Here is a 13,697-nt window from a genome sequence, read left to right on the forward strand (position 1 = left end):
TACGAAATTCATGATTTCGCGAATTTATATCCAGTAAGGTCTTGAGTAATCGCACACCAGCAAATTACTGCATAACAAATTGCAGGAATAATAAATGCTGTAGAAATACTCGTTAAATCTGAAAGATAACCCATGACAAGAGGTAAAATTGCACCACCAACAAACATGGTGACCATGAGAGATGCAGCCATTTGAGATTTTTTCCCAAGACCGCGGACACCCATTGAGAAGATTGTTGGATACAATGTCGATTTGAATAAAAACATGCAAATCAGTACGATAACTGATAGATACTGATATCCCAACATGACAAATGAACATGCTACAACACAGACAGCACTGTTAAAAATTTGCAATTTTCTTGGATCAACATATTTCATAATGAAGATACCTAAGAAACGACCTGTCATATAACAGAACATAGCCATAGACAAGAAATAAGCTGCTTTACTTGGAGTAATACCACTCCAATGTTCAATCACATAATTAATAAAAAATGCGCCGATACCAAAATGTGCTCCGTTATAACAAAATTGGGAAAGCATCGCTTTACGCACATTTTTATTTTTTAATAATGGGATATTTTCATACACAATATCTTCTGGGCTTGGTTCAATACTATTTTCATCTTCATGATTTGATTCAGGAAGTTTGATCGAAATAACATATCCAATTACGCAAAGTACCAGAATAGAAAGCACGGCATAGGTCATGGTTGCTGGTTCTACATAGAACCCTGCAACAGTTCCAGCTGGAATAAAAAATACTGCCCCCCCCACTAAAGGACCACACATACCACCCATGCCACCAAATGCTTGAGCCATAGTTAAACGACGAGTTGCACTCTTTGGATCACCTAATTTAGTAGCATATAAGTTACACACAATTTCTAAACAGGCTAAGCCAGTTGCCAATATAAAAATTGCAGTTAAGAATGCTGAAAACGTGCCAATTTGAGCAGCAGGAACAAAGCCCATACACCCAATTGCGAATAGTAGTAAGCCAACAATTATAGAATTTTTATACCCATATCGCTTCATTAACAAACCAACAGGAATGGCCGAAAGAAAATAGGCTCCTAGATAAGCGGTCTGGATAAATGCTGACTGGCCATGTGAAATATGGAAGACATCTTGGAAATGCTTATTAAGAATATCCAACAGCGTGTGTGAAAATGCCCACATGAAATTGAAAGCAATGACTAAAATCATCGTCGCCTTTAACGATAGAACTTTCTTACTCACTGGTGCATCCGCGATTTTACTTAAACTTGCGTCCATTGCGAGTTTCCTTGTAAATAGGTAATAGCATCTCTAATGAAGTATGTTTTATACATACTTCATTAATTAATTCTGTTTTCTTAGTGGTTTAATCTATTTACGTGCTACGCATTAAGCAGCAAGAGATTTTGAAGGGCCTTCAGGATTTACAATAATAGCTTGATTACTCTCAACCGACTCCATTGCACAAACTGCAAGATAGAGGGCTTGTAATCCATCAAATAAGCTAGTTGGGAATTCTTGACTATCAACTAAGCAAGCAACAAAGACATCAAATTCTTTTCGATAAGAATCCACATAACGTTCTAAAAAGAAATTTAATAAAGGTTGTTGCGAACTTGTGAAATCATGAGTGTATTTTTTCAACGTAGAAGGTCGGTGATTCTGAGTTTTTAACAACCCTTGAGAACCCAAAACTTCAATACGTTGGTCATATCCATATACTGCTTCACGACAGTTATTAATGATACATTGCTTACCTGATTTTGTTTTCAGGGTAATACTACAAGTATCATAATCATTAATTGTTTCTAACTCTTCATCCACTAATCGGCTTGCTGTTGCAAAAATTTCAACTGGTTCTTCACCAAGGATGTGACGAGCAGTATCAAAGTCATGAATTGTCATGTCTTTGAAAATACCACCAGATGTTTTCATGTATTCTACTGGTTGCATGCCAGGATCACGGCTAGTAATAATGACTTGACGAACTTCACCAATTTCATTATTTAAAATTGCATTTTTAATCGCAATTGTGTCTTCATCAAAACGACGATTAAATGCCAACATGACTTTACCATTATGGCTTTGAATCTCTTGTACCGCTGTAATAGAACGCCCAAAATCCAGATCAATAGGTTTTTCACACAATACAGGTTTCTTGCATTTGACAGCATGTAGCATTAAATCAACATGCAAGTCAGTTGCAGTAGCAATTACAATCGCATCAATATCATCACGATTGATAGCTTCATAATAGTCATAAACTGCTTCACAATTTAACTCTTTTGCTAATTTATCTACTCCTTCTTTCCAAGGATCAGCAATAAGTTTAAGTTCACATTGTGTATTTAAAAATGCACTCTTAGAATGGATCTGAGCGATGCGTCCCGCACCTAGAATTGCTACTTTTAACATATAGATACTTCCTTTTAATAACGATGACTTCAAAAACTACTTATTCTTGATGACTCTTAGGGTATACAAGCTAATTTTGAAAAAAAATAACTATTTCTAAAAACACTTTTTCATTTTTGAAATTAATGTTCCTACTGCCTTATCACTTTTAAAGAAAAATTAGAAGCCCTTTATTTTTCCACAGAACGCAAAATACTTTTTCATTTTTTGACATTTTTTTCCAGATTTTGCGCTTCTATACTCCAAGTCAATTAATAAACACCATGTCCAATAATTCATCATTGGAAAAAACTGATTAACCGACAGGAGCGTCGTGAAAGATTAAGGAAAATGAACTATGGATCGTTCTTAAGACTTGAAAATGCTACATCAATGAGCCCAATTAAAAATTGTTAATCACAATATTAGGGTAAGTAAACATAGCAATTCATCTAGATAAGACATTCGAATCAATTATGAAATAACAAGATCATTAAAAGTCCATTTTGATACTGAGATGATCAATTTTCAAAGCAGTCATGCATTTTTTAAATGGAATTTAAAAGAATGTAGATCTTAATCCTGCTTAAAGCTAAAGGAAACATACAATGAAAATGTATAAAACGCTAACCACCTCTGTAGTCACTATTGCCTTAGCAGCATTTGCAAATTGCACTTATGCCGCTGGAGAATTAATTGGTATTGCCTTACCCAATAAAACAGAGGCACGATGGATCATGGATGGCAATAACATTGTCAACAACTTGAAAGCCAAGGGTTATAAGACTGACTTGCAATATTCAACCTATGATGTACCAACACAAATTTCTCAAATTGAGAACATGATTACAGCAGGTGTGAAAGTTCTGATCGTTAGCCCTGTTGATGGTGCAACAGTATCTAATGTCCTACGTAAAGCCAAGCAGAAAGGCATCAAAGTAATTTCATACGATAAATTGATTATGAAAACTAATGATGTTGATTACTATGCAACCTTTGATAATTTCCACGTTGGTGTACTGCAAGGGACATCAATTGTTCAAAAACTTGGATTAAATGCCGGGAAAGGTCCATTTAATATTGAACTTTTTGCTGGTTCTCTAGATGACAATAATGCTCATATGTTCAATGCTGGTGCAATGTCGGTATTGAACCCATATATCGCTAAAGGCAAACTTGTAGTACGTAGTAAGCAAACCACTCTTGCTAAAGTTGCAACCTTACGTTGGGAAGGTGCAACGGCACAAGCACGTATGGATAATCTACTGAGTGCTTTTTATGGAGGAGCTCGTTTGAATGCTGTTTTAGCACCGAATGACAATCTAGCAACAGGCATTATATCTTCTCTGAAAGGTGTCGGTTATGGTCGCCCTACTCAACCAATGCCTGTCATTACTGGTCAGGATGCTCAGCCATCTAATATCAAAGCAATTATCCGTGGTGATCAGACCTCAACCGTGTTTAAAGACACTCGTTTATTAGCTAAAGCTGCTGCTGAAATGGTTGATGCAATTGTTAAACACAAACCAGTTCCTGTAAACGATACCAAATCTTATAAAAATGGCTCCAAAATCGTAGCAACTTATTTAGTTAAGCCTGTTTTAGTGGATAAGAGTAACTGGGATGCAGTCCTCGTAAAATCTGGTTATTACAAAGCAAATCAACTGAAATAAGTTTTGGACTTCATTCTCTGAAGATTCCTTTAAGCAGAAGCTAAGGCGATTAATATGGATAAATGTTGGTCAGTAGACCTGACCAACAGAGGGTTACTGTATGGAAACAATACTTGAAATGCGTGGCATTAAAAAGTGTTTTGGGCATGTTCAGGCACTGAGTCATGTCGACATGGTTGTTAAGAAAGGAGAAATCCACGCAATTTGTGGTGAAAATGGCGCTGGAAAATCCACATTAATGAAAGTTTTGAGCGGTGTATACCCGTATGGCTCTTTTGATGGTCAAATTCTCTATCAAGGTGAGGAGCAAAAATTTTCTAATATTCATAACAGTGAAGAAAAAGGAATTATTATTATTCACCAAGAGTTAGCTCTTGTACCTATGCTCTCCATTACTGAAAATATATTTCTTGGGAATGAACAATCCAAAGTAGGCATTATTAACTGGAATACCTCTTATAAAAAGACCAAACAAGTTCTTGATAAAGTAGGTTTATCTGATTCCCCTGATTCTTTAATTAGCGATCTTGGAATAGGAAAACAGCAGCTAGTTGAAATTGCAAAAGCATTATCAAAAGAAGTCAAACTGTTGATTTTGGATGAACCAACAGCCAGTTTAAATGACAATGATAGTGACCGATTATTAACCCTATTATTAGAACTGAAAGCACAGGGCGTTACTTCAATTATTATCTCTCATAAGCTAAATGAAATATCTAAAGTAGCCGATAGCATCACAATCATACGTGATGGTGCTTCCGTAGATTATCTGAATTGTAGAGAAGAAGATGTTAGTGAAGACCGAATTATTAAAGCAATGGTTGGTCGTGATATGGAGGATCGTTATCCGAAACGATCACCGAATATTGGCGAAGTTTTATTTGAAGTCAAAGACTGGCATGTTGATCATCCCAACCATGCTTCACGTGAAGTAATTAAAGGAATCAGCATCAACGCGCGTAAGGGTGAAATTGTTGGAATTGCTGGACTTATGGGTTCAGGACGCACTGAGCTTGCAATGAGTATCTTCGGTAAATCTTACGGCAAGAATATTCGTGGCACAGTATCAGTTCATGGCAAATTGATTGATGTATCTACTGTCAGAAAAGCTATTGATAATGGTTTGGCCTATGTAACGGAAGATAGAAAAGGTTACGGATTATTACTAGAGGAAAGTATTAAAAAAAATACTTCTTTAGCCAACCTTTCAGGTATTTCTAAGAATTTAGTAGTTAATGACTATCAAGAAACAAAAATTGCAAAAGAATTTCGGAGCAAGCTCAGAATTAGAAGTGCCGATGTAGAACAACATACCGGTAATTTATCAGGTGGTAATCAGCAAAAAGTGGTGATTAGCAAATGGTTATTTACTGCACCCGACGTTCTAATCTTAGATGAGCCTACACGTGGTGTTGATGTAGGTGCAAAGTATGAAATCTATACGATTATTGATCAGGTAGTCCAAGAGGGTAAATGTATTGTCATGATTTCTTCTGAGATGCCAGAACTATTAGGTATGTGTGATCGGATTTATGTCATGAATGAAGGAAAGATTGTTGGTGAGTTTCTAGCAAAAGATGCAAATCAAGAAGCCATTATGCGATCTATTATGAAGAATGGAGATAACTTAAATGAATAATACCAATAGCGCAGAAGCTCCCAACAAAATCAATGATAGTGAGAGTAAAAAGTTAAACACAAACTTCCTAGCTCACGGGTTAAAGGAATATGGCTTGTTATGTGCATTGATAATTATTGTGACATTCTTCCAGTTTGCCACAAATAATATTTTGCTACAGCCATTAAATCTGACAAATTTAATCTTGCAGAATGGCTATATTGTCATCATGGCATTGGGAATGCTCATGGTGATTGTAAGTGGACAAATCGATCTGTCTGTTGGCTCAGTAGTTGGTTTAACTGGAGCTCTAGCAGCCAGTCTAATGGTCACACATGAAATGCCCCTTGTGCCAGCGATGTTAATTTGTATTCTAGCTGGTGCTGTGATTGGGGCTATTCAAGGTTATTGGGTGGCCTATTGGAGAGTACCATCATTTATCGTCACTTTAGCGGGAATGCTAGTGTTTCGAGGTTTAACACTAATTTTTCTTGATGGTCAGTCTGTTGGTCCATTTGAAGATAGTTTTAATGTGATTAGCTCTGGCTTTATTCCTGATTTTTTTGGTATTGAAGGTTTACATGTCACGTCACTTCTACTTGGAATTGTAGTTAGCATAACTTTTTTTGTGATTGAATTCCGTCAGCGCAAACAAGCAGCATTACATGGTATTGAGAGTAGTTCGATGGTGCTTTTTGTGCTGAAGAACTTAGCATTAAGTACAGCTATTATCGCATTTTCTTACTTGTTAGCCTTGTATCAAGGTATGCCGATTGTTTTGATTATTATGGGAGTCTTGGTTGCATTCTATACTTTCATTATGAACAGAACTACTATCGGGCGTCGTATTTATGCGGTTGGTGGTAATGCAAAAGCAGCTCAGCTCTCTGGTATCAAAACTGAACGTGTAATTTTCTTTGCGTTTGTAAATATGGGGATTCTAGCTGCCTTCGCTGGGCTAATGTTTGCAGCTCGTTTAAATAGTGCTACTCCATCTGGCGGTTACGGTTTTGAATTAGATGTGATTGCAGCCTGTTTCATTGGTGGTGCATCTGCATCTGGTGGTGTTGGAAAAGTTTTTGCTGTTGTTATTGGTGCTTTCATTATGGGTGTCATGAATAACGGTATGTCTATCATGGGAATTGGTGTTGACTATCAACAAGTTATTAAAGGTCTCGTACTACTTGGTGCCGTTCTAATCGACGTTTATACCAAAAATAAGGCATAAGTTAATAGCCTTTGATGTGATAAAAAATCACATCAAAGGCTTAATTTTTCTAAGGTTAATACACCATTTCAAATAGGTTTTACGATGACAACAAATGATCTTTCGATATTGGTACGCCAAGAGGAAATACTACAATTCGATGTTTTTAATGAGGATATAGCTTGGCAATTAGGCACAATCATTTATGAGCGTGGCAAATTAGATTCTCTTCCTATCGTGATTGAAATAAAAAAATTTGATCAATCTCTTTTTTTGGCAGCCAGATCTGGTGTGACCTTCGATCATCATGACTGGATTCGACGTAAGGGGAATTCTGTCCAACGGTTCCTGCGTAGCTCTTATCGACTAGGGCATGAATTAGCTGCTGAAAAATTAGATATTACCCAACGTTTTCATTTATTTACTCACGATTATACTAGTGCTGGTGGTGGCTTTCCTATCATTGTAAAGAATATTGGAGTTATTGGAAGCATTGCCGTTTCAGGACTTCCAGAGCGACAAGATCATCAACTTATCATCGATACACTTGTCGATTATTTAGGTAAAGATAAGAAAAGTTTACAACTCTCTGTAACTAGTTAAACATTTAATTTATCAAAAAAAGTCAAAATCATCTGAAAATTGTGGATATTCCTTTGTTCGTATATCCATGATCAATTAGCTTCAGTTCAACTTCCAGTGACACAATCACAAAAACTACTTATTTCATTTCAAACAGAGCCAACAAAATTCTTCGATGCACTTCATATTCTTAGTGAGGGTCATATTAGATGTATTGGATTAGCAATTTTGTTAGCAAAGAATATCAAAGAAAATTGTCCTATTCTAATTTTTGATGATCCCGTTAATGCAATAGATGATGAGCATAGAGGGGCAATAAGAGAAACATTATTTAACGATTCATATTTCGAACAGACCCAGATTATTCTCGCCATCCATGGAGAAGAATTTTTCAACAATACTCATCAAATACTTGGCAAACAAAAAGCTGCTGCTTCAGAGTCGTATATCTTTTCTTCACAAAATCCTGATAAACACATATATGTACATTCGCTACAACGCCCGAGAAATTACGTATTAGTGGCAAAAGAGTTATATTCTAGAGGGGAATATAGAGATGCACTTATGTCTTCTAGACGGGCTTTAGAGCATCTATGTAACAGAACTTGGTTTCATTACGGAAAACACAGTGATCGTAATGACAGTTTAATTAGCGTTTCGAGAAGATCGCCAGATCAACCGTGGGATTTAAGAATCCTTGCAGAAAACTTAAAAACTAAAATAAATGCTTCTCGTGGAAACATACCTAACAAAACAGAAATTTTATCCGCTTTAACATCTTTATTAGGTCCAAGTGGGACATCCCCATGTTGGCGTTATTTAAATAAGGGCACGCATGGAGAAGATGACTTACCAGAATTTGATCAGCATGTAGTTGGGATTATAGTAGCTTCGCTTGAACAGCTCGATTCTGCTATTAGTTAATATGCAATTATTTTACATATTATCGATAAACCATGAATAATATGTGGTTTCTTGTAGATTAATCCATAAAGTTAACATGAGTCCTCTTCGGACTCATGTTCAACAAATTAAAAAAGATGATCCAATTGTTTTAAACTACGATATTCTCTCGAATCTAAAGAAAATCCACTTTTTAAGTTATTAAACGCTATACTCTTAATGTTTGGTTCCAACTTTAATATTGCTATTACAACATATCCTAGTAAAGATTCTATTGAAGTATTTTCAGGATCTAATACTTTCATAACTGACACATATTTACTCCACAAACATAAATGCTCATCACTAATTTTAGTTTCTAAATCTTTCTCACATTTCCTTCCAAGGCCACAATGAATTAACCATGTTGTAATGACTAATTTGGGTTTATAAATATCATCATTTTCAATCAGTTTATAGATTAGAGTTAAAAAAGTTTGTGCATTAATTTTTTGTATATCAACACAAAGAAAAATATCCAAAAATAGTCTATATTTATTTAAAAAATTTGAATGAATAAGCATTATCTTATCAAAAATATATTGAAAACCTGTATCTCTATAATCAAAAACATCAGATCTTCCTAAAAAATAGTCTATTGAATCCCCCAAAAAGTCTAATCTCATATTTAAATTCACAATACCTAATTTACTAGAATTAACTATTTTTTCTTGTAAAACATCCTTATCCAAAATACCTTTATCACCTAAATACTCTAGAACATTAAAGACATTTCCAGTCTGGATAAAATTATTTTCTATAGAAACCAATTTATTGACGTATAAATCATCAGTAATTAAAATTCCGCTCTTATCCTTTAACGGTTGATCGTACTGTAATAAACTTTCCTCATTTAAATGTATTAAATCTAACTTAGTAAGATTATTTTGTATGGCTCTTAAAATACTTCCTGCAACCTGATGATAAGGAGAAAGTGGAGAATGTGTTGTAAGGTTAAGTTTTTGAAGAACTGATTCTAAAATAGAAAATTTTGGCAACGATTCTAAGAAACTTTCAAGAAGCTCTAAATCATTAAGAATTAGTAATGAAGTTTCTTCAATTAATAGGATATCGGATGAATCAATTAGCTCATAAAACTCATGTTTATCTAGTTGAGGGGAATGTATGATTTTAAATTCAAGTTCATGATCTGTACTAGATTTTGAAAAAAACCACGTAGTAAAAATATCTCTAGTGTCCTGTAAATACAGTCCTCGCATAAAGAATGGTATCGGTAACTCACCACTTCTAAGCTTTTTCTTATTGCTTTCCCATAATTCAATCTGTTCTGGAGTAATGCCAAGCATTTTTCTGAAAGACTCTAATAATCCTTCAGCGCCTTCATCTATATTGATATTTCCCACCTTAAAGACTGTTGAATCAGGAAATGTTTCTAAATATTTATTTCGTCTTTCCGTATAATCTGACCATTGTTCATCCTTTTCAAACGGACATAAAAGCATGCATAACTGTAAGTAATCACCTTCTTGATCACAGTTATTTTGGTCAATAAATGTTCCATATCTTAAAATCGCGGTCTTTAATTTTTGCTCATATTCAGCCCTGTTCGTATAGATAGCAATAAGTCGTCTAATGATAAAAATTTTATCTGGCACATTAGTAGAATTTACTAGATTATCTTCGAGCAGTTCGACAACATTATCAATTAAGCCTAATGACAGAGATAAATTGATAAAAAAATCTTTTTCTTGTTTACCTATATCTTCCGATTTAATTACTTCTTCAAAAGTCTTATAGGCAACTCCTACCTTCCCTTGATTCTGTAATGCTGCTGCCTGCACTAGTTTCCATTTAGAAACTGCTACACCTTTAGCAATATTTTTTATTGCCAATCTTTCTGCATCAGCCCATCGCTCTGTAGTAATAAATGCTTGTGCTAGATCTAAATATCTGTTTTCACTGAGTTCTCTTCTTTCTAATACTATCTCTGCTAACTCAATTAATTGATTAGCAGCCATACTTCCTCGAGGATCTAAATATCTGATTAGTTGTTCTGCAATAACTAAAGGCTTACCTAGATCTATATATTTTTGGTATAAATCTTGGGTGAATTCCTTATGTCTACTTCTATCTTCATTAGATTTTTTGACAAAATCTTGAATCGCAATAAATGCCTCACCATCAGGAAATGATTTTACAATTTCTTCATATCTAGTAGCTAAATCTTTATTGAACATTGCATCCGCAATTTCAGCACCGATACAAAAAATAGCTGGAATATTTTCTCTCTTTGAATTCAACAGAATGCTTTCATATTTCTCAATTAATGACAGGCACTGTCTAAATTTGTTCAAATGATTATATGAGAGAATATGCATACCGCACTCAACGGCGTCTAGTGACTCTAATCTCTCAAGTAAGTCGATAACTTTTTGATATTGCCCACAATTAAACAATATAAGGACATATGTTCTTATAATTTCTGAGTGAGATGTTCTTTCACTTAAAATCTCATCAAAATAATAAGTAAGTTCTTCTAATTTATTAAAATATCCATAAATTAAGGGACTAATATCTATAAGCGTAGTAATGTCAGCTGGATATCCTAACTTTTGAGCTGCAATCCATGCTTTCTGCAAGAAACTAAAGGCTTGCTTCATCCCTTCTAAATCATAATCAGGTCTCCCTTCAATAGGAAGAATCTCTCCACATATTCCCACATCATTTGATGACTTAAGAAAGTATCTTCTTGCAGCTAATGCATTAAAAATATAAATTTCCCTATCATTCTTAAACTCATTATCTATATTATTTTCAATAATTAAATCTAGCTCTTCATAAAGGGCACCTATAGTACATATGACCATTTGAATCATAATTTCTGTTGGATAATATTGTTTTAGTAGTTTCAGAGCTTCTATTGCTCTTTTAAGCATTGCTAAGGTTTTAGCTTTTAGTGCACATTCTGTAAAACTATCATTACCTAAAGTATTAGCTAATTCTTCAAGCTCATCTTGGGATGGCATTGAATCTAGCTTAAATTTTGACTCTAAATATGCAAGACGATAACGATTTTTCTTATTTTTCTCTTGTGCTAAGAGAAACTGAGCCTCTGCCTCATCAAAAAATCCTTCATAAGACAAAAGATTACCTTTTTGATAATAAAATTCTGCCAATTCATGGTTATTAAAATTATCTTTTATAACATCCAATTTTTTTAATATTTCTTCCGCAGCCTGTATACGATTATTTGATAAATAATCTGAGCAGATCTTTAGATCAGTTGTAATCTCGCCCTTAGGATTCTCAATCCAAGGAGCTTCACTTTTTAACTCAATAGTTTTTAAAAAAACAGGTTTTTCACTAATTATTGTAGTTAAATTTTCTAAGACTTCATCTATAGGTTTTTGTTGCTCTGTAATACTTCTTTTCAAAGAAAAAAATCTATTTCTTTCTGTAATTCTCTTCTTATAAAATTCATAAATATCTAATGACGAACCTAACAAATTTTCAGTTGGAATCTGAACGGATATAGTTTTTTGACTTTCTAACTTGTCTTTATTTTTTTCAAACCAATCCTCTTCCAACCAAAAATAATAGATTAAACAATTTGATACATCATCTTCTTTTTCCTGTAAATCAACAACAGCAACCATTACCAAAGGCTCTTGTTGAGAATAGTAGTTTAATGTTGATACATCAAAATCATATGAAACAAGTGATCTATCTACATTATATTTAGGTACTGTAGTTCCTTTCAATTGAAGGTAAAAACTATAATTTACATAATTTTCAGTTGATTTAAGTTGAATTGAATAATCTATACCAAAGTCAGTATCCCCAGCCATTGGAGTCTCTATCCAAGATTTAGGCAGTTTACTTGCTAAAGCTCTTGCCGCCAAGCGACCAATTTCTTGACTATGCCCATCTTTTGGAAAGCTTCCCATAAACAACAACCTAAAATTTAATCCTATATAAACCAATATACTGTTTTTTAATTATTTAGTTAATCGATTCTTCTAAAGGAATTTCTACTTTAATCATAAGCATTTGCTAACCCCATAGTTATGTTTAACTCGATTTAGGCTTCCAACGGTGTGCAAGTAATTCTTCTATCCGACTCATTTCTTGTGTCGGCAGCCTTTTCAGCACATCACTTAAATATGCGGATGGATCCAAGCCATTCAGTTTTTCCGACTGGATTATATACCCCACAAAATTCAAATTAATATTTAGTAGTCACACTTATACCAACCTTGCTTGCTGTCCCAAATCAGTCTACCTGACTCTAAAGGAGTCTGTTTATATAGAACATTTGGTCCTGACGATATTTGATTGAAGTTATTCAGCCAGCCCTTCATATTAATTTTCAAATTAACATAATCATTTGAAAAACCTTCAAAACTAGCTATAACTAAGCCATCAACTTGGCGATATGTAACTTGTCCGAGAACGATAGTCCCTGTAAATTCAGACAATTCTGCATTTTTACAAATCGTTTGACCAATATCCTTAGATTTAGGAGCATTAATCACTAAATTTCTTTCATAGTCATTTTTTAATCGCTGTTGTTCAAGTTTGTGTTTTTCAATAGCTAGCTTTTTATTATTTTCTTCAATATTCTTTTTCGACTGATATACAGTCACATTGCTGTGTACTTCATTATCAGAAATAACAGCTGTCTTAAGGGTTACAAAGTTTAAGGGTTGTCCCATTCCGCCAATACGAGATAAAACAGGTTCAATGGATACATTCCATGGTGCTTTTGATGCACATGTAAATGTACCTGTTGCTGAAATGAGGCGTTGATTATGCAAAGCAGGTATATGTGTACCTCTTAAATAGCGAAACAGACTCTTAGACACTTGAAAGAAACGACCATCTTGAGTAGCACAGAGGTTACTCATATAGACATAAGGAATTAAAGCATCAGGTACAGAAACTTCAAATAAGTACTCTTTACCATTTCCATCTTTACCGTTGAGAGACTTAGCAGCGATTAAATCATTTGGTGTTTTATAAGCTTTTACATCACTAGGCTTAATCGAATTCGCTGTTACACATCCTACAAATGGTAAACACAAGCTCAAAACAATAAATAAATCTATGTTTTTCATTTAGATAATTCCGACTATATAAAATCAGGTATTTTTAATATTATTAAGTGTAGTAAGACTAACACAAAAAGAGGCTTATAATCCTCAAATTAAATTAATTGAACTTATAATGTTTTAAATTTGGAGTTGTTTTTATGACTAAATTCCCAGATGACTATCAAATGACACGTCAAGAAATTGATGATTTGCGTCAAGATACTA

The 13,697-nt window shown here is 34.2% G+C and carries 9 protein-coding genes and 1 pseudogene; 5 read left to right on the top strand and 5 right to left on the bottom strand.

Going from position 1 to position 13,697, the window contains the following annotated elements; all coding sequences use genetic code 11:
• Positions 1-8: 8 nt before the first annotated feature.
• Positions 9-1,280 (bottom strand): sugar MFS transporter, encoded by a 1,272-nt coding sequence (locus tag GA0116959_RS01245; RefSeq protein WP_092717486.1) that lies wholly within the window; start codon positions 1,278-1,280, stop codon positions 9-11.
• A 111-nt stretch (positions 1,281-1,391) separates the two neighbouring features.
• Entirely contained in the window at positions 1,392-2,417 is a 1,026-nt protein-coding gene (gene iolG / locus GA0116959_RS01250; RefSeq protein ID WP_092717489.1) for an inositol 2-dehydrogenase, read from the bottom strand.
• A gap of 587 nt (positions 2,418-3,004) precedes the next feature.
• Between iolG and chvE the strand changes: the two genes are divergently transcribed.
• From chvE to GA0116959_RS01275, 5 genes are all read left to right on the top strand, one after another.
• Positions 3,005-4,069: a multiple monosaccharide ABC transporter substrate-binding protein gene (gene chvE, locus GA0116959_RS01255; protein ID WP_092717491.1), complete on the top strand. Its 1,065-nt coding sequence runs from the start codon at positions 3,005-3,007 to the stop codon at positions 4,067-4,069.
• A gap of 100 nt (positions 4,070-4,169) precedes the next feature.
• Entirely contained in the window at positions 4,170-5,708 is a 1,539-nt protein-coding gene (gene mmsA / locus GA0116959_RS01260) for a multiple monosaccharide ABC transporter ATP-binding protein (protein WP_092717494.1), read from the top strand.
• Positions 5,701-6,915 carry a multiple monosaccharide ABC transporter permease gene (gene mmsB, locus GA0116959_RS01265; RefSeq protein ID WP_280513239.1) on the top strand — a complete coding sequence of 405 codons (1,215 nt, stop codon included), beginning with the start codon at positions 5,701-5,703 and terminating at the stop codon, positions 6,913-6,915. The genes mmsA and mmsB overlap by 8 nt, the downstream gene beginning before the upstream one ends.
• Before the next feature lie 84 nt (positions 6,916-6,999).
• Positions 7,000-7,497, top strand: a complete 498-nt coding sequence (locus tag GA0116959_RS01270; RefSeq protein WP_092717497.1) for a heme-degrading domain-containing protein — start codon at positions 7,000-7,002, stop codon at positions 7,495-7,497.
• Between the two features lie 96 nt (positions 7,498-7,593).
• Entirely contained in the window at positions 7,594-8,400 is an 807-nt protein-coding gene (locus tag GA0116959_RS01275) for an ABC transporter ATP-binding protein (RefSeq protein ID WP_244878543.1), read from the top strand.
• A gap of 107 nt (positions 8,401-8,507) precedes the next feature.
• Here GA0116959_RS01275 and GA0116959_RS01280 read toward each other — a convergent pair whose 3' ends face one another.
• The 3 genes and pseudogenes from GA0116959_RS01280 to GA0116959_RS01290 all read right to left on the bottom strand — a co-directional run bounded on the left by GA0116959_RS01280 (position 8,508) and on the right by GA0116959_RS01290 (position 13,496).
• Positions 8,508-12,326 (bottom strand): DUF4365 domain-containing protein, encoded by a 3,819-nt coding sequence (locus GA0116959_RS01280; RefSeq protein ID WP_092717500.1) that lies wholly within the window; start codon positions 12,324-12,326, stop codon positions 8,508-8,510.
• 124 nt (positions 12,327-12,450) lie between these two features.
• A pseudogene (locus GA0116959_RS01285) lies at positions 12,451-12,585 on the bottom strand (transposase domain-containing protein); the annotation flags it as partial.
• Between the two features lie 26 nt (positions 12,586-12,611).
• Complete coding sequence (locus tag GA0116959_RS01290; protein ID WP_092717503.1) at positions 12,612-13,496, bottom strand: hypothetical protein; 885 nt, start codon at positions 13,494-13,496, stop codon at positions 12,612-12,614.
• Positions 13,497-13,697: the final 201 nt, after the last annotated feature.

Source organism: Acinetobacter albensis (assembly GCF_900095025.1).
Taxonomy (GTDB): Bacteria; Pseudomonadota; Gammaproteobacteria; order Pseudomonadales; family Moraxellaceae; genus Acinetobacter; species Acinetobacter albensis.

Coding starts and splice junctions, on each gene's coding strand:
- GA0116959_RS01245 (WP_092717486.1), bottom strand. CDS start 1,280: ATGGACGCAAGTTTAAGTAAAATCGCGGATGCACCAGTGAGTAAGAAA.
- iolG (WP_092717489.1), bottom strand. CDS start 2,417: ATGTTAAAAGTAGCAATTCTAGGTGCGGGACGCATCGCTCAGATCCAT.
- chvE (WP_092717491.1), top strand. CDS start 3,005: ATGAAAATGTATAAAACGCTAACCACCTCTGTAGTCACTATTGCCTTA.
- mmsA (WP_092717494.1), top strand. CDS start 4,170: ATGGAAACAATACTTGAAATGCGTGGCATTAAAAAGTGTTTTGGGCAT.
- mmsB (WP_280513239.1), top strand. CDS start 5,701: ATGAATAATACCAATAGCGCAGAAGCTCCCAACAAAATCAATGATAGT.
- GA0116959_RS01270 (WP_092717497.1), top strand. CDS start 7,000: ATGACAACAAATGATCTTTCGATATTGGTACGCCAAGAGGAAATACTA.
- GA0116959_RS01280 (WP_092717500.1), bottom strand. CDS start 12,326: ATGGGAAGCTTTCCAAAAGATGGGCATAGTCAAGAAATTGGTCGCTTG.
- GA0116959_RS01290 (WP_092717503.1), bottom strand. CDS start 13,496: ATGAAAAACATAGATTTATTTATTGTTTTGAGCTTGTGTTTACCATTT.